Annotated in this window: 16 protein-coding genes; 9 read left to right on the plus strand and 7 right to left on the minus strand. The window is 68.4% G+C overall.

Features of this window, described 5'->3' with window-relative positions; translation table 11 throughout:
- The first annotated feature begins 356 nt into the window (after nucleotides 1-356).
- Nucleotides 357-1,382, plus strand: coding sequence for an ArsR/SmtB family transcription factor (locus NNZ72_RS21935; RefSeq protein WP_257317815.1), 1,026 nt, complete (start codon nucleotides 357-359; stop codon nucleotides 1,380-1,382).
- A gap of 1 nt (nucleotide 1,383) precedes the next feature.
- Nucleotides 1,384-2,286 (plus strand): methylenetetrahydrofolate reductase [NAD(P)H], encoded by a 903-nt coding sequence (metF, locus tag NNZ72_RS21940; protein WP_257317816.1) that lies wholly within the window; start codon nucleotides 1,384-1,386, stop codon nucleotides 2,284-2,286.
- A 486-nt stretch (nucleotides 2,287-2,772) separates the two neighbouring features.
- Here the strand turns inward: metF and NNZ72_RS21945 are convergent, their stop codons facing one another.
- The 3 genes from NNZ72_RS21945 to NNZ72_RS21955 all read right to left on the minus strand — a co-directional run bounded on the left by NNZ72_RS21945 (nucleotide 2,773) and on the right by NNZ72_RS21955 (nucleotide 5,908).
- A complete protein-coding gene (locus tag NNZ72_RS21945; protein WP_257317817.1) occupies nucleotides 2,773-3,699 on the minus strand; it encodes a DMT family transporter in 927 nt (308 codons plus the stop codon).
- A 143-nt stretch (nucleotides 3,700-3,842) separates the two neighbouring features.
- On the minus strand, nucleotides 3,843-5,036 hold the full coding sequence (locus tag NNZ72_RS21950; protein ID WP_257317818.1) for a lytic murein transglycosylase: 1,194 nt from the start codon (nucleotides 5,034-5,036) through the stop codon (nucleotides 3,843-3,845).
- A 95-nt stretch (nucleotides 5,037-5,131) separates the two neighbouring features.
- On the minus strand, nucleotides 5,132-5,908 hold the full coding sequence (locus NNZ72_RS21955) for a glycoside hydrolase family 25 protein (RefSeq protein WP_257317819.1): 777 nt from the start codon (nucleotides 5,906-5,908) through the stop codon (nucleotides 5,132-5,134).
- Between the two features lie 261 nt (nucleotides 5,909-6,169).
- Here NNZ72_RS21955 and NNZ72_RS21960 point away from each other — a divergent pair, with 261 nt between their 5' ends.
- Complete coding sequence (locus NNZ72_RS21960) at nucleotides 6,170-7,741, plus strand: putative bifunctional diguanylate cyclase/phosphodiesterase (protein ID WP_257317820.1); 1,572 nt, start codon at nucleotides 6,170-6,172, stop codon at nucleotides 7,739-7,741.
- Nucleotides 7,742-7,808: 67 nt separating this feature from the next.
- Nucleotides 7,809-9,185 carry a serine hydrolase domain-containing protein gene (locus NNZ72_RS21965; RefSeq protein WP_257317821.1) on the plus strand — a complete coding sequence of 459 codons (1,377 nt, stop codon included), beginning with the start codon at nucleotides 7,809-7,811 and terminating at the stop codon, nucleotides 9,183-9,185.
- Between the two features lie 98 nt (nucleotides 9,186-9,283).
- On the opposite strand, the gene NNZ72_RS21970 is transcribed toward NNZ72_RS21965, so the two are convergent.
- Nucleotides 9,284-9,685 carry a ketosteroid isomerase-related protein gene (locus NNZ72_RS21970; protein WP_257317822.1) on the minus strand — a complete coding sequence of 134 codons (402 nt, stop codon included), beginning with the start codon at nucleotides 9,683-9,685 and terminating at the stop codon, nucleotides 9,284-9,286.
- Between the two features lie 71 nt (nucleotides 9,686-9,756).
- On the opposite strand from NNZ72_RS21970, the gene NNZ72_RS21975 reads away from it, so the two are divergent.
- Complete coding sequence (locus tag NNZ72_RS21975; protein WP_257317823.1) at nucleotides 9,757-10,344, plus strand: GNAT family N-acetyltransferase; 588 nt, start codon at nucleotides 9,757-9,759, stop codon at nucleotides 10,342-10,344.
- Between the two features lie 167 nt (nucleotides 10,345-10,511).
- Here NNZ72_RS21975 and NNZ72_RS21980 read toward each other — a convergent pair whose 3' ends face one another.
- From NNZ72_RS21980 to NNZ72_RS21990, 3 genes are all read right to left on the minus strand, one after another.
- Nucleotides 10,512-11,435 (minus strand): lytic transglycosylase domain-containing protein, encoded by a 924-nt coding sequence (locus NNZ72_RS21980; RefSeq protein WP_257317824.1) that lies wholly within the window; start codon nucleotides 11,433-11,435, stop codon nucleotides 10,512-10,514.
- A gap of 126 nt (nucleotides 11,436-11,561) precedes the next feature.
- Nucleotides 11,562-12,188 carry a LysE family translocator gene (locus NNZ72_RS21985; RefSeq protein WP_257317825.1) on the minus strand — a complete coding sequence of 209 codons (627 nt, stop codon included), beginning with the start codon at nucleotides 12,186-12,188 and terminating at the stop codon, nucleotides 11,562-11,564.
- 71 nt (nucleotides 12,189-12,259) lie between these two features.
- Nucleotides 12,260-13,474 carry a pyrophosphate--fructose-6-phosphate 1-phosphotransferase gene (locus tag NNZ72_RS21990; protein ID WP_257317826.1) on the minus strand — a complete coding sequence of 405 codons (1,215 nt, stop codon included), beginning with the start codon at nucleotides 13,472-13,474 and terminating at the stop codon, nucleotides 12,260-12,262.
- A gap of 264 nt (nucleotides 13,475-13,738) precedes the next feature.
- Between NNZ72_RS21990 and NNZ72_RS21995 the strand changes: the two genes are divergently transcribed.
- The 4 genes from NNZ72_RS21995 (at nucleotide 13,739) to NNZ72_RS22010 (ending at nucleotide 17,224) form a co-directional block, all read left to right on the plus strand.
- Nucleotides 13,739-14,422: a TerB family tellurite resistance protein gene (locus tag NNZ72_RS21995; RefSeq protein WP_371747807.1), complete on the plus strand. Its 684-nt coding sequence runs from the start codon at nucleotides 13,739-13,741 to the stop codon at nucleotides 14,420-14,422.
- Entirely contained in the window at nucleotides 14,419-15,183 is a 765-nt protein-coding gene (locus NNZ72_RS22000) for an N-acetylmuramoyl-L-alanine amidase (RefSeq protein WP_257317828.1), read from the plus strand. Before NNZ72_RS21995 ends, NNZ72_RS22000 begins: the two co-directional genes overlap by 4 nt.
- Nucleotides 15,184-15,463: 280 nt before the next feature.
- On the plus strand, nucleotides 15,464-15,994 hold the full coding sequence (locus NNZ72_RS22005) for a lytic transglycosylase domain-containing protein (protein WP_371747808.1): 531 nt from the start codon (nucleotides 15,464-15,466) through the stop codon (nucleotides 15,992-15,994).
- Nucleotides 15,995-16,042: 48 nt separating this feature from the next.
- Entirely contained in the window at nucleotides 16,043-17,224 is a 1,182-nt protein-coding gene (locus NNZ72_RS22010) for an NAD(P)/FAD-dependent oxidoreductase (protein ID WP_257317830.1), read from the plus strand.
- The last annotated feature ends 19 nt before the right edge of the window (nucleotides 17,225-17,243 follow it).

The following is a 17,243-nucleotide window of genomic DNA, read 5'->3' on the forward strand; positions in this document are numbered from 1 at the left end:
TAAAAAGCAGTCTTGAATCACGCTTCTGCTGATTTGGGAATCCACTTTGTCAACAGGACCTAGCGGAATTAAGGACCTTAGATGCTTCTCCCACCGCAATAGGCGATGCTCAAGCTTTGGTCGCGGCCTTTAATGCTAGCCACAAGGCGCGACGTGGAGTTTAGAGACTGCATACGCAGCATGAGCCAAGCTGCACGAAGTTCAAACCCGATTCTCCAACTATTCGCTCGACCCCGGTTGCTTCGCCGGGGTTTTTCTTTGGCCGTTTCGATGGGAAGATCGGGCCTCGCGGATTTGCCCTTGCGCAAGCAGGCTTAATCACATAAACATATCTTTATGTCTTGATTGGACACGACATGAGCGACACGCGCAAACTCGGACTGGACGACATCGTGGATATCCTCAAGGCGGCGGGCGAACCGACGCGCCTGCGGCTGATCGCGCTGCTCGCCGGCGGCGACCTGACGGTGACGGACCTGACCGACATCCTCGGCCAGTCCCAGCCGCGCATCTCCCGCCATCTGAAGCTGCTCGCCGAGGCCGGGCTCGTCGACCGCTACCAGGAAGGAGCCTGGGCCTATTTCCGCCTCAGCCAGAGCGGGCCGGCCGTGGCGCTGGCGCGCGGGCTGCTGGAGGCCGCCGACGGCGCCGACGCCGTGCTCGCCCGCGACGACGAGCGGCTGCGCGCGCTGAAGAAGGTGCGCTCGGAGAAGGCGCAGGCCTATTTCAGCCGCAACGCCGCCGACTGGGACGTGATGCGCCGCCTGCATGTCAGCGAGGCGGAGGTGGAGGCGAAGCTCGCCGACCTGATCGGCGACGAGCCGGTCGACGCCTTCCTCGACCTCGGCACCGGCACCGGCCGCATCCTCCAGCTCTTCTCCGGCCTCTACCGGCGCGGCGTCGGCGTCGACGCGAGCCGCGACATGCTCGCCGTGGCGCGGGCGAACCTCGACCGCGCCGGCATCACCAAGGCCTCGATCCGCCACGGCGACATCTTCAACCTGCCGCTGGAGCGCGGCGAGTTCGACGTCGTCACCATCCATCAGGTGCTGCACTTCCTGGAGGATCCGGAGGCGGCGGTCGCCGAGGCCGCGCGCATGCTGAAGCCCGGCGGCCGGCTCGTCATCGTCGACCTCGCCCCCCACGCGCTGGAGCGCCTGCGCGACGAGCACGCCCATATCCGCCTCGGCTTCTCGCACCAGACCCTGTCGGAGTGGCTGGAGCGGGCCGGGCTTTCCGTCGTGCGCGTGGTCGACCTGGAGCCGGCCGAGCCCGCCGCCGACGCGCTCACCGTCACGCTCTGGCTTGCCCGCGACCGGCGCGAGGACGCCCGTACGGCCGCCGACGACGACACCCCGCTTGCGATCCGCCGAAGGAGTTGACATGAAGGCCGCGCCCGCCCGTTCCGCCAAGGACCTCCGCCTGTCCTTCGAGTTCTTCCCGCCCAAGACGGCGGAGGCCGAGGGCCAGCTCTGGGAGACGGCCGCGGCCCTTGCCGCCTACCGGCCGGAGTTCCTGTCGGTGACCTATGGCGCGGGCGGCTCGACCAAGGCGCCGACGCTTGCGACCGTGCGCCATCTCATCCAGACGATGCGCCTGCCGGCCGCGGCGCATCTCACCTGCGTCGGCGCGACGAAGGCGGAGGTGAACGCCGTCGTCGCCGATTTCCAGGCCGTGGGCGTAAGACATTTCGTGGCGCTGCGCGGCGATCCGCCCGGCGGCGTCGGCACGCCCTACCGGCCGCATCCGGGCGGCTATGCCAATGCCGCCGAACTGGTGGCGGGGCTCAGCGCCATCGCCGATTTCGAGATCTCCGTCTCTGCCTATCCGGAGAAGCACCCGCAGAGCCCGGACGTGGCGGCCGACATCGACATGCTGAAGCGCAAGGTGGATGCGGGCGCCACCCGCGCGCTCACCCAGTTCTTCTTCGACAACGACCACTACGAGCGCTACCGCGACCGCGTGCGCGCGGCCGGCATCGCCATCCCGATCGTGCCGGGCATCCTGCCGGTGCACAATCTCGCGCAGGTGCAGAAGTTCGCCGGTCTCTGCGGCGCGACGGTGCCGGCCTGGCTCGCCTCGCGGCTCGCGCCGGTGGACGACCGCCCGCAGGAGCGCATGGCGGTGGCGGTCGACCTCGCCGCGCGGCAGGTCGAGGACCTCGTCGCCCGCGGCGTCGGCGAGTTCCATTTCTACACGATGAACCGGGCAACGCTGGTCTCGGCGGTCTGCGACCGGGTGGGCTTCGCGAAGGCCGGCCTGCGCGCGACCGGGGCGGCGGCCTAGCTTTCCACGGCCGCAAGATGAAAAGGCATGGCGCCGTCTCCGGGGCCATGCCTTTTGTGTGATTCATCACGGAAAGGGTTCGCGGTTCTTTTTATTGTCCCTGACCGCTCGGACTGCGCTGCCGCCTCAGATGAAGATCATCGTCGCGACGAAGAGGAACGCTGCACTGATCATCAGAACATTCAAGGAATGTGTGAGTCCCATTGGCTTACCTCCCTTGCGTTACGGTCGAATATTACGACCGAAGCAAACGGTTTGGAAAGGCGTTTCGTTGCTGCGTTGCAGCATCCGGTGCCGCCGCATCGATTTTGCACAGGCCTAAGCCCCTGATTTTCCTTCCTGATATGCATTGCCACAAAAAATTCACAATCCCTACCGGATGACGGTTGCCGGCATTGTGCATTTACCATTGTGGCGGAGCCGGCGAAAGCCGGACCCCGGCCATGGCGGCAGAACGCCGGAGGGACGCGTTTGTTCCCGTCCCTTTCACCGGCTTCGCAGCCGGGCGAGCGCGCGTCCGTCGAGGATGACGAGGCCGAGGAGCACCAGCGCCATGCCGGCGAGGCCGAGCGGCGTGATTCGCTCGCCGAGGAAGAGCATGCCGGCGAGGATCGCGCTCGGCGGCACGAGCAGCGTGACGAGCGAGGTGTTGGTGGCGCCCGCCCTCGCCATGATGCGGAAGAACAGGATGTAGCCGTAGGCGGTGGAGAGGAGCGCCAGCGCCAGCACGGCGAGCACGGCCGGCATCGGCGGGAACGGGAGCTGCCAAGGCGCGTCGAGGGCAAGCGCCACCGGCAGCATCAGCAGCGTCGAGGCGGTGAGCTGGCCTGCCGCCGTCACCGGCGGCGCGACGGCGCGGAAGCGCTTGCCGTAGGTCGCGGCGAGCCCGTAGGACATCGCGCCGGTGACCGGCAGCAGGAGAGCCCAGAGCGGCGGCCCGCTCTCGCCGGTGAAGGGGGAGAGCGCGCGCGGGCCGATCAGCACGGCCGTGCCGGCAAGGCCGGTGAGGCAGCCGGCGATCTTCCCGGCGGAGAGCTTCTCGTCCTCCGTCAGCCGGTTGGCGATCAGCACGGTGAAGATCGGCGTCGTGGCGTTGAGGATGGCGGCGAGCCCCGCGCCGATCTGCGTCTGTCCGAGGAAGATCAGCATGTGCGGCACGGCGTTGTTGAGGAGGCCGAGCAGCAGGAACGCGCGCCAGCGCTCCTTCAACGTCGGGTAGAGGGCGAAGCGGCCGGCGACGTAGACATGGAGCGCGAACGCGGCGATGCCGACGCGCAAGAGCACGAGCGTGGCCGGCGGCACGTGCTGCACGGCGACGCGGGCGAAGAAGAAGGAGCCGCCCCAGATTATGCCGAGCAGTGCGAGCAGCCCCCAGGTCCGTGCGTTCATCGTCGTCGCCGCCCGCGCGTCCATGGGTGCCCCGTTCTGTGGATCGTCATGCCGTCAAGCCCCCTCTGTCCGGCCGGGCAGAGGGGGTAAAAAGACAGGAATGCGTCCCCGTCCTTCCATGCGACAGCCTTCCTAGCAGGCGGGGAAGGGCGCGCCACCCGATTCCGTCAGAGCGCGTTCAGGAGCGCTTGCGTCGCCCAGCCGTCGGCGGGCAGGCCGAGGCGGAGCTGCTCCTTCTGGATCGCCGCGCGCGTGCCGGAGCCGAGGATGCCGTCGATCTTGCCGACGTCGTGGCCCATGGCCTGCAGCCTCGTCTGGAGCTGCTTCATCGCCTCGTCGGAAAGGCCTTCCTCCGGGTTGCCGCGCTCGTAGGGCGGGGCGCCCGCGAGCCGGGTGGCGAAATAGGCGGCCGAGGTGGTGTAGATGAAGGACTGGTTCCACTCGAGATAGATGTTGAAGTTCGGATAGGTGATGAAGGCCGGGCCCTTGCGGCCCTGCGGCAGCACCAGCGAGGCGGCGAGCCCGCCAAAGGACGTGTCGCCGTCGCGCGGCGTCACGCCGAGCGCGAACCAGTCGCCGGCCGTCATGCCGGGCTGGAGGCCGGTCTTCTCCCAGGGCAGGCTTTCCGGCACGGAGACTTCCTGGATCCAGGGCTGGCCCCTGGTGAAGCCGAGATGCTGGATGAACTTGGCCGCCGTCAGGATCGCGTCCGCCGCGCTCTGCTTGACGTTGACGTGGCCGTCGCCGTCGCCGTCGACGCCGAACGCGATGATGTCGCGCGGCAGCATCTGCACCTGGCCGATCTCGCCGGCCCAGGCGCCCGTCGTGCCGTTCGGGTCGAGATCGCCGTGGCCGACCATCTCGATCGCCGCGAGAAGCTGCGGGCGGAAGAGCTCCGGCCGGCGGCAGTCGTGGGCGAGCGTGACGAGCGCGTTGCGCGTGTTGAAATCGCCCTGCACGGCGCCGAAGTCGGTCTCCATCGCCCAGAAGGCGGCGATCACGGGGCCGGGCACGCCGAATTCCTGCTCGGCGCGCGCGAAGACGGATGCGAGCTCGGAAAGCTTCTTGCGGCCGATGTCGAGGCGCGACTGGCTGACCGTGCGCTTGGAGAATTCGAGGAAGGTCTGGCGGAAGACGCCCTGGGCGCGGTCGCGCGACAGCACCTTCTGGTCGATCCGCGCGCCGGCGAGCGCCCGGTCGGCGACGTCGGGCGAGACGCCGCGGGAGATCGCCTCCGCCTTGACGCCTTCGAGGAAGGCGCCGAGATCGCCGCCGCAGGCCGCCGTCTGGGCCTGCGCGCCGCCTGCCAGGAGGATTGCCGCGAAGGTTGCAGCGAGAGTTGTCTTCTTCGTGGACCGCATGACGTCGCTCCTTGGTTGCGTTGCTGGCCGGCTGTCTCAGATGAATGTGACGGAAGCAAGAGGAAAAGCGCAATTGCCGCCGGCCGCCGGCGAATTCAGCGTGAGACGGTCGCCACCCAGGCGTTCCAGTTCTTCGCGGTGCCGGCGAAGACGTTGATGTCGGTGTCGCCCGGCACGCCCGGCACGACGCCCGTCGAGGTATATTGCCAGAAGGACCAGCGCCGCGCCGGATAGATGTCCTCCGGATGGGCGGCGACCGAGCGCAGCCAGAAATGGTAGCCGTCGAAATGGCCGACGAGATTGTCGCGGTGGAAGTCGACGGTCGTGTAGATGATCGGCCGCTTGCCGTAGTGCGCCTCGATGCGGTCCATGAAGCGCTGCATGGCGGTGCGCACCTCGCTTGCGGGCGGGCGCGTCTTGCAGGTGGGCGAGGCGGGGTTCCACTCGGCGTCGAGCACCGGCGGCAGCATCGTCGCCTCCTTCGGCACGTTGGCGATGAACCAGTCGGCCTGGGCGTCGGCGGTCGCGCAGAAATAGTAGAAATGGTAGGGCGCATGCGCGATGCCGGCCGCCTTCGCGCCGCGCCAGTAGTCGGAAAAGCGGCTGTCGAGCCGGTCGCTGCCCTCCGTCGCCTTGATGAAGGCGAAGGCGACGCCGGACCTGCGCACCGCGGGCCAGTCGATCTCGCCGTTCCACTTCGACACGTCGATGCCGTGCACGTGATGGAGGTGCGGCGTGCGCCTGCCGAAATCCTGCGGATCCTTGTCCTCGAAGCGCGGCGGCACGGCCGCGGTGGCGGCGAGGTCGTAGTCGGTGGTGGAACAGGAGGCGGCCGCGAGGGCGAGGGGGAGGAGAGCCAGAATCGACCGCATGGAGGTCCCGTTTTTGAGCGTTTGCCCATCCTGCCCCGAACGGGGCGGAGCGTAAAGAGCACCCGGCCGGACGGCATTTCGCGCGGGCTGGTAAACGTGCGGTTACGGCCCGGCGGCGGAGGCCCGGATTCCCGGGATTTGAGGAGGGGAACGGCAACCTCGCGTTAAGACTTCGTCATTCTTTGTCCGATAGAACCCGACACGGCCACTGACGGCCGGACACGCCCTGTTGTCATGATAACAACGGTTTAGGGTTACATGATGTTGACGACGTTGTTGCCGAAAATCGAGCAGCGCTACGCGGTTGCGGGCACGATCTTCGGATCCTTCCTTCCCACCATCTGCCTTGCCGCCGATACGCTGCTCAGCGAACCGTCGGGTGCGAGCCTGTTCGGCCTTTCCGCGCCGACGGCGACGGCGCTCGCGCTGATGCCGGTCTTCTTCGGCGTCGGCTTCTACCAGATCGGCCGCTCGAAGGCGCAGCTCCTCGCCGAGCTCTACCACCGCCGCAGGACCGAGGCGCGGCTCAGGCACGACGCCTGCCACGACCGGCTGACGGGGCTCGCCAACCGCTTCTGCCTCGAGCGCGACATCCAGGCCGTGGTCGACGCCGGCGCGGCGCAGGGCGCCGGCGACATCTGGCCGGCGCTGCTCCTCCTCGATCTCGACCGCTTCAAATACGTCAACGACAGCCTCGGGCACGGGGCGGGCGACGAGCTGCTGGCGGCGATCGCCGCGCGGCTTCTCGCCGCGCTGACGCCGACCGCGCGGGTCTACCGGCTCGGCGGCGACGAATTCGTCGTCACGGTCGCCGATTGCCCGTCGCCCGGCAAGGTCGAGGACGTGTGCCGGACGATCTGCGCGCTGTTCGACGAGCCCTTCGACCTCAGGAGCGGCCGCGTGTCGAGCGGCTGCAGCATCGGCGTGACCTTCATGAACGCGTCCGACGCCTCCATGTCGGAGCTGCTGAAGCGGGCCGATTTCGCGCTCTACGAGGCGAAGGAGGCGCCGGGCAGCAGCTTCCGCTTCTTCGACGCGGCGCTCGCCGACGAGGCGCGCATGCGCGCCGAGATCGAGCACGACCTCGCCCGCGCCGTGGCGGCGGGCGAGTTCCACCTGGAATACCAGCCGATCGTCTCCGTCGAGGACCGCACGGTGCACGCCTTCGAGGCGCTCCTGCGCTGGATGCATCCGGAGCGCGGGCTGATCATGCCGGAGCGCTTCATCCCCGCCGCCGAACGGACCGGGCTCGTGCTGGCGCTCGGCAACTGGGCGGTGCGCGAGGCCTGCCTTGCGGCGGCGCGCTGGCCAGTGCCCGCGGGTGTGGCCGTCAACGTCGTCGGCGACCAGTTCAAGGACCGGGATTTCGTCGACTACGTCAAGGCCTGCCTCGCCGAGGCGGGGCTTGCGCCGGAGCGGCTGACGATCGAGGTGACGGAATCGATCTTCTCCGTCGACGAGGCGGTGATCCGCGACAGCCTCGGCGAGCTGCGCCGCCACGGCGTGCGCGTGGCGCTCGACGATTTCGGCACCGGCTTCTCCTCGATCAACAACCTCAGGGCGCTGCCGATCGACCAGCTCAAGATCGACCGCTCCTTCGCCCGCGCCATGATGGAGAACAAGCGGGATGCCGACCTCGTCGAGATCATCCTGAAGCTCGGCCAGACCTTCGGCGTGACGACGACCGTGGAAGGCATCGAATCGGAGGGCCAGCTCGATTTCGTCCGGGCGCGCGGCGCCTGCGAGGCGCAGGGCTATCTCATCTCCGAGCCGCTTCCGGCCGCAGCCGTCGCCGGCTTCCTGACGCGCGGCCGGACGCGCCTTTCGGCCTGACCGGACGGCGAGGGCTTTTCAGCGCGGACGATTCCTGATTGTCTTCGCAGCGGAAGGAGAGGCCCCGATGCGACGACTCTACAGGCTTGCCGCCTGGACGCTTTCCATCCTCGCCCTCTTGCTTGCCGTGGGCGCGAGCTGGCTCATCGTGTCGCCGCCGGCGCTGCTCAGCGTCGGCACCGGCTATGCGGCCAAGATCGTCTGCTCCTCCGTCTTCGTCTCCGGCCGCGACCCCGACGCGGTGATGGCCGAGGACGTGCAGGCGCCCGGCCATCCGCTGCTGAAGCTGATGCGCCAGGACGTCGACCGCGCGGAGAAGACGGTCACGGTGCATTTTCTCGGCCTCTTCGCGCCGGGTCATGCGGCCTGGCACGAGGATTTCGGCTGCGCGGGCGTGCCCGACGGCGATTTCGAGGCGGCCCGCCAGGCCGTGTCCGACGTGCCGATGCCGGACATGCCGGCCGGAGACCCGTCCGTCGCCTGGCCGGAGGGCGAGGCGGCGGCGCCTGAGGCGCGCTTCCAGGCGCTGCTCGCCGACCCCGCGCTCACCGGGCCGGGCATGCGCGCGACGGTGGTGGTGCATGACGGTCGCATCGTCGCGGAGGCCTATGGCGAGGGCTTCTCGCCGCAAACGCCGCTTGCCGGCTGGTCGATGACGAAGACGGTGAATGCGGCGCTCGTCGGCCGCCTCTTCCTGATGGGCGCGCTTTCGCCGGAGCGGGCGGACCTCTTTCCGGAATGGCGCGGCGACGCGCGCGCCAGGATCACGCTCGCCGATCTGCTGGCGATGGAAAGCGGCCTTGCCTTCAACGAGCATTACGGCGCGGTCGCTGACGTCACGCGCATGCTGTTCCTCGAGCCGGACATGACGCGCTTCGTGCTGTCGCTGCCGCTGGAGGCCAATCCGGGCGAGCGCTTCACCTATTCGAGCGGGACGGCGGTGCTCCTCTCGCGGCTGTGGATGGGCGCCACCGGCGGGCGGGCGCAGGCGCTGTCCTTTCCGGCAGGGGCGCTGTTCCAGCCGCTCGGCATGGCGAGCGCGGTGATGGAGGCGGACGAGACCGGCATCTTCGTCGGCTCGTCCTACATGTATGCGAGCGCGCGCGACTGGGCGCGCTTTACCCAGTTCCTCGCCGACGACGGCGTGTGGAACGGCGTGCGGCTGCTGCCCGACGGCTTCGTCGCGGCGATGCGCACGCCGAACGCCACCTCGGACGGCACCTACAGCCGGGCGCAGACCTGGCTGAAGGGGCCGGGGCCGAAGCGCGACGCCGAGCACGGCCTGCCGGCGGACACGTTCTGGCTGCGCGGGCACGACGGACAGTCGGCGGCGATCATCCCGTCGCGCCGGCTTGTCGTGCTGCGGCTCGGCCTGACGCCCTCGGCGCTCGGTTACGAGCCGCAGGTGCTTGTCCGCAAGGTTCTCGACGTCCTCGACGGCTAGAGTATTTCCGCTTTTCTCCGAATCGCGAAAACGCTCTATCCTTTTGTTTTCACGCAATTGCGGACGCAAAACCGCTGCGCACTTTTGCTGGAATTGCTCTAGGCGCCGACCTGGGCGATCCAGTCGTTGAGGTTGTAGTGGTTGGTGATGCGCGCCACCTTGCCGTCGCTGATCTCGAAGAAGGCTCCGGCGGGCAGGATGTAGGTCTGGCCGTTCGCCTCCGGCAGGCCCTCGTCGGTGACGAGATACTGGCCGTTGACGACGAATTCGGCGGCCCCGCGCGTGCCGTCCTCGTTCGACATGATCACCATGTCGGTGAGCGTCTCGCGGTAGCAGCGGTTCATGTGCGCCATGAAGTCGCGGAAGGCTTGCTTGCCGACCTGGCGTCCGCCCTGGTTGATGTCGTGGACGACGTCGTCGGTAAGCAGGTCGAAGAAGGCATCCATGTCCTGCCTGTTGAAAGCGTCGTAATAGGCGCGGATCGTCTCTTTTGCCGGCATGTCATTCCCCGTATCGTTGAAACCGGCACGCCTTATAGCATTGTTCAAGCCTTTGGGAACGTTTACGGATCATGCAGATCAAGATCGTCCACGGAAACGCCGTCGCTCCGCATATCCCCGACCTCGCATGCCTGCGCATCGAGGTCTTCCGCGCCTTTCCCTATCTCTACGAGGGCAGCGAGGACTACGAGGCCCGCTATCTTTCGACCTATGCCGCCTCGCCGGAGAGCCTGTTCGTGCTGGCGCTTGATGACGGGCGGATCGTCGGCGCCTCGACCGGCGTGCCGATGGCCGACGAGACGGAGGCCTTCAAGGCGCCCTTCGCGAAGGCCGGCCTCGATCCGGAGACGATCTTCTATTTCGGCGAATCGGTGCTGCTTGCCGCCTATCGCGGCCGCGGGCTCGGGGTGCGCTTCTTCGAGGAGCGCGAGGCCTATGCCCGCCGCCTCGGCCGCTTCGACTGGTGCGCCTTCTGCGCCGTCGAGCGCCCCGTCGACCATCCGTTGAGGCCTGCCGGCTACGTGCCGCTCGACGATTTCTGGGGAAAGCGCGGCTACGTCCACCGCCCCGACCTCAGCACGACCTTCTCCTGGAGGGACGTGGACGAGGCGGAGGAGACGGAAAAGCCGATGTCCTTCTGGCTGAAGAGGATGGGGTAGGGCGCGGGATTGCCCCTCATCCGGCTGCCGCCACCTTCTCCCCGCAAGCGGGGAGAAGGTGATGCCGTACCGGTTTCCTTTCTTTATCGGGAAACCTTTGCCTCTTGCCCCTTCTCCCCGCTTGCGGGGAGAAGGTGGCCGACAGGCCGGATGAGGGGCTTTTGCCCTTACCTCAGCCCCGTCTCGTCGAGCAGGCCCTTGCGCTTGGCGTGGTAGTAATAGCCGGCCGCGTAGAGCATGACGGCGCCGTCGTTCTTGTCGTCGGCGACGAGCCAGGCGCCGCGCAGGTATTTTCCGGCATATTTGATGTTCGTCTCGGCGTCGAACAGGCCTTCCGGCGGGCCTTCGTAGCCCATCGACTTGGCGGTCGCGTACTTGATCTGCATCAGGCCGTAGTGGCCGCGGTTGTAGGCGCGCGGATTGTAGGTGCTCTCGCGCCGGACGACGCGGTGGAGCAGCGATTCCGGAATGCCGTAGAGCGCGGCGTATTTCTCGATCAGCGCGTCGATCGGCGTGCCGGACTTCTGCACCGGCTGCTCGGCCTGTGCGACGGCGAGGCGGGTCTGGCTGGTGACGGCGGCAAGGCCGAACGCCTCGGGCTTGGCGATGGGGACGATCTTGCGCGAGGCGACGAGCTGCTCGAGGCCTTCCGGCTCGCCGCTGTCGAAGCCGGGCTCCATCACCGAGACGCCGAAGCTCGTCGCCGGGACCTCCGCGACGGCGGCGCTTTCGGCCAGGGCGGCGGTCGCGGCGGCCGCGCCCGTCACGGGCTTGGCCCCGGCGAGCGCCGACACCGGCACGGCGGCCGCCCCCTCGATCTCCGCGGCGGCGACCGGGGCGGGCAGGGCCTCGGCGGTGTTCTCCGTGCCGGGCTTGGCCACGGGAAGCGCGGCATAGGCGACCTCGGTCACGGCGCCCTCGGCGACGGCGTCTTCCGCGGCGGCGGTCTCCGTCCCGACGGCAGCCGGGGTGACGGTCTTCGCCGTCGTCACGTCCTCGGCGACGCTGGCGCAGCCGGCAAGCGCGGCGAGCAGGCCGGCGCAGGCGAGCGTTGCCGCGCGGGCCGGACGGAGGGCGGGGGAATCTGCCATGGGGATCGCTTCCTGTTCGCCGGACGACCGGGGCCGCGCGGGTGTGAACCATCAAATCGGCCTTGGCCGTCCGTTCGTCCATACCCGATCGGGGCGAAGCGGGCAACCCGCGCCCCCGAGGCGCGGCTATGCGGCCGCGCGCCGCAGGCCCGCCGTCAGCAGCCCGGCGCCGATCAGCAGCGAGCCGCCGGTGCGGTTCACCGCCTTCTGCACGGCGGGCTTGCGGATTGTTTTTCGCGCGGCGGAGGCGGCGAGGGCATAGGCGAGCGCGTTCAGCGTCGCGAGCGCGAGGAAGGTGGCCTCGAAGATCGCCATCTGCGGCAGGACCGGCCGGGAGAGGTCGAGGAACTGCGGCAGGAAGGCGACGAAGAAGACGATGCTCTTGGGATTGAGCGCCGTCACCACATAGGCGTGGGCGAAGATGCGGCCGGGCTTCTCCCCGGCGGGCGCCGCCCCTTCCGCCCCGGAGACGGGCGCGCGCCAAAGCTTGATGCCGAGCCAGACGAGATAGGCGGCGCCCACCCATTTCAGCACGGTGAAGACGGCGGCGGAGGCGGCGAGCAGTGCGCCGAGGCCGAGCATCGAGGCGGTCATGGCGGTGAAGTCGCCGAGCGCCACGCCCGCGACCGTCGCACCCGCCGTGCGCCGCCCGTGGCCGAGCGCATAGGAGATGACGAGCAGGATCGTCGGGCCCGGGATGGCGAGCAGGACGGCGGAGGCGGCCGCGAAGGCGAGCCAGTGTTCGAAGGCCATGACGGAAAACTCCCCGGAAGCGGTCACGCGTCCGGGGAGCAAGCCATCGCCCGTCTACGGCGTCAAGCCCGTCAGGAGGCGGCCTTCCACTTCTGGCCGATCGCATCCATCACCTCGCCGAACCATTTCGCCGAGGTGTCGAAGCGCTTGCCGCCCTTGATGCGCGGGAACTCGATGGTGCGCAGCCTGCCGCCCTGCGCCTCGTCGTGGCCGGTGACGCCGGAGACCTTGTTGAGCGCGCTTTCCACGGCAAGGTCGGTCATGCTCTGGATGAGGCGGAGATCGTCGCGGTTGGCGGGCGCCGAGCGCGCGTAGTAGCCGGACTTCTGCACCATCGCCCGCTCGGCGCCGAGGAGGGCGGCGAACTGCTTGGAGAACCAGTTGCCGACGTTGATCGTGTCGATCTTCACGTGGCCGAAGGCGTCGCGCTTGACGGTCTCGCCGGCGGCCTCGCGCTCGGCGACGATGGCGTCGAGGCAGGCGCCTTCCGAGACGAACAGCGTGACGAAGCCGGTACGGTCCATGATCGCCTTCAGCCGCTCGGCCTCGCCTTCCAGGTTGAAGTCCATCTCCGGCAGGTAGAGGCCGTCGATGTTCTTCAGCTGCGTGTTCATCATGAAGCCGTCGACATAGTCGTTGTCCTTGGTCTTCTGGATGTAGGCGCGGGCGGTGGCGGCCGTCAGCCAGCCGCAATGGCGGCCCATCACCTCGTGCACGACGAGCGTGCGCGGCGCCGCGCTCTGCTCGTTGCTGACGTGGTCGAAGAAGCCGGCGCCGACCTCGGCCGCCGTCCAGGCGCCGAGCGACTGGCGGATCGGCACGACGTCGTTGTCGACCGTCTTCGGCAGGCCGACGACCGTCAGGTTGTAGCCGTTGGCGCCGAGATAGGCGGCAAGGTCCGCGGCGGTCGTGTTGGTGTCGTCGCCGCCGATCGTGTGCAGGATCGTGACGCCGTCCTTGGCGAGCCGCTCGGCCGCCACGCGCAGCGGGTTCTCGCCCTCCTTGACGAGGCCGCGCTTGATGCAGTCGGCGGCGTTGGTGAGCTTGACGCGGCTGTTGCCGATCGGCGAGCCGCCGTAGCGGTGGAGCAGGTGCGCCTTCTCGCGCATCTCCCTGGTGATCTCGATCCGGTCGGCGAGCAGCAGGCCCTGGTAGCCCGAGCGGTAGGCGACGAGCTCGATCTCCGGCGCGATGTCGCTGTAGCGCTCGATGAGGCCTCCGACGGCGGAGGACAGGCAGGGCGCGAGCCCGCCCGCCGTCAGCATTGCGACTTTCTGCTTGGCCATAGTTCCTCCTCGGCTCTCGCACGTCTCGATGGGTGGGCGTTGTCTAGCGCAGAATCCCCGCAAGGGGAACGGCACGACGGATTTATCCGCAGCCCGTGAAATTGAAATGCCACCGCTTGATGAGGGCCATCAAAATTTCGTCATCGCCGGATGAAATAAGGACTGCTCGCCTTGCTTTCCCGGCCATTGTCTGCTCAACATCGTCCCATGTTCCAGAATTCGCCCAGTTGCTTCATCAGTGCCGTGTGGGATCGTCTCGTCGGCATGGTCTCCGACGCCGCCAGCAACGTGCTGTCCGGCGTGGTCGAGGCCGTGCGCACCCTGTTCGAGGGCGACCCGGAGACCCGCAGGCAGGTGGCCTTCTCGATGGCGATGATCGCGCTCTCGGCGAAGATGGCGAAGGCCGACGGCATCGTCACGACGGCCGAGGTCGACGCCTTCAAGGACATCTTCAAGTATCCCGACGACCAGGCGGCCAATGTCGCGCGCCTCTACAACCTCGCCCGCCAGGACGTGGCCGGCTACGAGGCCTATGCGGAGAAGATGCGCGCGCTCTGCGTCTCCTGCGAGCGGAACTGCCCGATCCTGGAGGATATCGTCGACGGCCTGTTCCACATCGCCAAGGCGGACGGGCTGATCCACGAGAAGGAAATGGATTTCCTCGGCCGCGTCGCCGCGATCTTCGGCATGGCCGAGGAACGCTTCGAGCAGATCACGGCGCGTCATGTGCACGTGGGCGGCCGCGACCCCTACAAGGTGCTCGGCGTGTCGCCGGACGCGGACTTCGCCGAGATCCGCAAGCGCTACCGGGTGCTCGCCTCCGAGCACCACCCGGACCGGCTGGTGGCGCGCGGCGTGCCGGCGGAGTTCCGGCAGATCGCCAACGACCGCATGGCGGCGCTGAATGCCGCCTACGAGGCGATCGAAAAGGAACGCTGCGCCGCATGAGCGCCTTTGCCTGCGACCATCCCGGCGCGACTCCCGCGCCGTCGCCGAATTTCGGCGCGCGGGCCGGCGGCCGATCGCCGGACATGATCCTCCTGCATTATACCGGCATGGAGACGGCCGACGGCGCCCTGAAATGGCTCTGTGCGCCGGAAAGCCAGGTCTCCTGTCACTACTTCGTGCACGAGGACGGGCGGGTCGAGCAGCTCGTGCGCGAGGCCGACCGCGCCTGGCACGCGGGAAAGAGCCTCTGGAAGGGCGAGAGCGACATCAATTCCGCCTCCATCGGCATCGAGATCGCCAATGCCGGCCATCCGGGCGGCCTGCCGGACTTTCCCGACGCGCAGATCGAAGCGGTCATCGAACTGTGTCGTGATTGCGGCGAAAGGTGGGATATCGCTCCGGAACGGGTGCTCGCGCACTCCGACGTCGCCCCCATCCGCAAGGTCGATCCGGGTGAAAGGTTCCCTTGGGGGCGGCTCCATGCGGCGGGTGTCGGCCACTGGGTCGAGCCGACGCCGGTGGCGGGCGGGCGCTTCTTCCAGAAGGGGGACGCCGGCCAGCCCGTCGAGGCGCTGCAGACCCTGCTGTCGCTCTACGGTTACGGCACTGAAATCAATGGCGTTTACGACGAGCGGACGGAGGGCGGCGTCGCCGCCTTCCAGCGCCATTTCCGGCAGGAGCGGGTGGACGGGATCGCCGATTTTTCCACCATCGACACGCTCCACCGGCTGCTTTCCGCCCTGCCGCGGCTCACCGCCTGAGGGCGGCCTTTTCGGGCGATTGTTACAGACTGTAACGGAAGTTTATCGCTCCGCCACATCCTGACCCGATTGGGACTGTTGTTTCGCAATCGCTTGTTTGCAGCGCAACATGCGGTCAGGGCCTGACCGTGGCGCTTGACCACTGATGATCGAGATGTCGGCGCAGGGTGCGCGGCAATGCCGCCGCGTGCCAGGGCTCTGCCCGTGCGCCCAATTGGAGACGACGAATTTGACGAGACGATTCCTTGCCGCCCTCGGCGCGGCCTGCCTTTGCGCGTCCATGGCACTGACCGGCACGGCCGAAGCGGCTTCCTCCAGCAAGGGGACGGGCAAACGGCGCGTCACGGTGATCGACCGCGACGGCGTGGTGGGCGTGGGGCGGATCGCGCCGATGCGGCGCACGACCGGCTATGCCAGGCCCGACAAGCCGCTCGCCGGGGCGCCGGCCGGCTATTCCGGCCTGATCAGCAGCTATGCCAAGGCCTACGGCGTGCCGGTCGACCTGGCGCATGCCGTCGTGCGGGTCGAGAGCAACTTCAACCCGCGGGCCCGCGGGCGCGCCGGCGAGATCGGGCTGATGCAGATCAAGCCCGCCACCGCCCGCATGATGGGCTATCGCGGCGGCGCCAAGGGCCTCTACGACCCGGAGACCAACATCAAGTTCGGCATGAAGTACCTGGCGCTCGCCCAACAGCTCGGCGACGGCACGACCTGCGGCACCATCCTGAAATACAACGCCGGCCACGGCGCCAAGCGCATGAACCCGGTCTCGAAGCGCTATTGCGGCAAGGTGCGGACCTATATCGACTGAGGCCCGGCCCGTGCTATGCCGGACGAAACGGTGCGTCGGAGAAAAGGCATGGCCCGGCATTTCGATTTCGTGGTGGTCGGCAGGGGGATGATGGGGGCGGCCGCCGCGCGGCACCTCGCGCGAAGCGGGGCCTCCGTCGCCCTCGTCGGGCCGGGCGAGCCCCGGGATTGGCAGAGCCATGACGGCGTCTTTTCCAGCCACTACGACAGCGGCCGCATCACCCGCACCATCGACGGCGATGCGGTGTGGGCGCTTCTCGCCAACCGCTCGATCGCCCGCTACCGCGAGATCGAGGCCGAAAGCGGCATCGCCTTCTACGGCGAGGTCGGCTGCCTGATCAGCGGACCGGCCGGTGGCGGCTTCGTCCAGTCGGTCGAGGCGGTGGCGCGGCGCTTCGCGCTCGATGCGCCGGTGCTCGACCATGCGGGGATCGGCGAGCGCTTCCCGTGGTTCTCGCTGCCGGAGACCTCGGCGGGCGTTTTCGAGGCGAAGGGGGCGGGCTACGTCGATCCGCGCAAGCTCGTCGCCGCCCAGGTCGCCTGCCTGGAGAAGGCGGGCGGCGTCTCCATCATCGAGGAAGCCGTCTCGGTGCGGGAGGAGGGGGCGGCGGGCATCGTCACGCTCCGTTCCGGGGAGACCATCGGCGGCGGGCGCGTGCTGGTGGCGACCGGCGGCTTCTCGCGGGCGCCCGGCCTCCTGCCGCGCGTTCCGGACCTGGTGGTCAAGGCGCGCACGGTGGTGCTCGCGCGGCTGACGCCGGACGAGGCCGAGGCCTGGCGCGGCATGCCGTCCTGGATCGACGAGAGCGGCGACCCGTCCGAGCATTTCTACCTGCTGCCGCCGGTGCTCTATCCGGACGGCCACCACTACCTCAAGATCGGCGGCGACCCGACGGAGATCGAGATCGACGACGAGGGCGCGATTCGCGACTGGTTCCGCGGCGCCGGCAGCCCCGAGGCGATCGCCCATCTGACGCGGCTTCTCAAACGGTCGGTGCCGGCCGTCGCCGCGGCGGCGATGACCTCGGTGCCCTGCGTCACGACCTATACGCGGCACGGCTATCCCTATGCCGGCTTCGTCTCGGGCGAGCGCGTCGCGCTGCTTGCCGGCGGCAACGGCACGGCGGCGAAGAGCTCCGACGAGATCGGCCGCATCGGCGCCGACCTCCTGATTTACGGCCGGCTCGACGAGCCGGACTATTCGACCGACTTCGCCGTCCGTTTCCGCTAGCCTTTGCCGACGAGTTCAG

Origin of the sequence: Shinella pollutisoli, from assembly GCF_024609765.1 — a bacterium.
Lineage (GTDB): Bacteria > Pseudomonadota > Alphaproteobacteria > Rhizobiales > Rhizobiaceae > Shinella > Shinella pollutisoli.

Coding starts and splice junctions, on each gene's coding strand:
- NNZ72_RS21965 (WP_257317821.1), top strand. CDS start 7,809: ATGCGACGACTCTACAGGCTTGCCGCCTGGACGCTTTCCATCCTCGCC.
- NNZ72_RS21950 (WP_257317818.1), bottom strand. CDS start 5,036: ATGCGGTCCACGAAGAAGACAACTCTCGCTGCAACCTTCGCGGCAATC.
- NNZ72_RS22000 (WP_257317828.1), top strand. CDS start 14,419: ATGAGCGCCTTTGCCTGCGACCATCCCGGCGCGACTCCCGCGCCGTCG.
- NNZ72_RS21995 (WP_371747807.1), top strand. CDS start 13,739: ATGGTCTCCGACGCCGCCAGCAACGTGCTGTCCGGCGTGGTCGAGGCC.
- NNZ72_RS21985 (WP_257317825.1), bottom strand. CDS start 12,188: ATGGCCTTCGAACACTGGCTCGCCTTCGCGGCCGCCTCCGCCGTCCTG.
- NNZ72_RS21960 (WP_257317820.1), top strand. CDS start 6,170: ATGTTGACGACGTTGTTGCCGAAAATCGAGCAGCGCTACGCGGTTGCG.
- NNZ72_RS22010 (WP_257317830.1), top strand. CDS start 16,043: ATGGCCCGGCATTTCGATTTCGTGGTGGTCGGCAGGGGGATGATGGGG.
- NNZ72_RS22005 (WP_371747808.1), top strand. CDS start 15,464: ATGGCACTGACCGGCACGGCCGAAGCGGCTTCCTCCAGCAAGGGGACG.
- NNZ72_RS21970 (WP_257317822.1), bottom strand. CDS start 9,685: ATGCCGGCAAAAGAGACGATCCGCGCCTATTACGACGCTTTCAACAGG.
- NNZ72_RS21990 (WP_257317826.1), bottom strand. CDS start 13,474: ATGGCCAAGCAGAAAGTCGCAATGCTGACGGCGGGCGGGCTCGCGCCC.
- NNZ72_RS21955 (WP_257317819.1), bottom strand. CDS start 5,908: ATGCGGTCGATTCTGGCTCTCCTCCCCCTCGCCCTCGCGGCCGCCTCC.
- NNZ72_RS21945 (WP_257317817.1), bottom strand. CDS start 3,699: ATGGACGCGCGGGCGGCGACGACGATGAACGCACGGACCTGGGGGCTG.
- NNZ72_RS21935 (WP_257317815.1), top strand. CDS start 357: ATGAGCGACACGCGCAAACTCGGACTGGACGACATCGTGGATATCCTC.
- NNZ72_RS21980 (WP_257317824.1), bottom strand. CDS start 11,435: ATGGCAGATTCCCCCGCCCTCCGTCCGGCCCGCGCGGCAACGCTCGCC.
- metF (WP_257317816.1), top strand. CDS start 1,384: ATGAAGGCCGCGCCCGCCCGTTCCGCCAAGGACCTCCGCCTGTCCTTC.
- NNZ72_RS21975 (WP_257317823.1), top strand. CDS start 9,757: ATGCAGATCAAGATCGTCCACGGAAACGCCGTCGCTCCGCATATCCCC.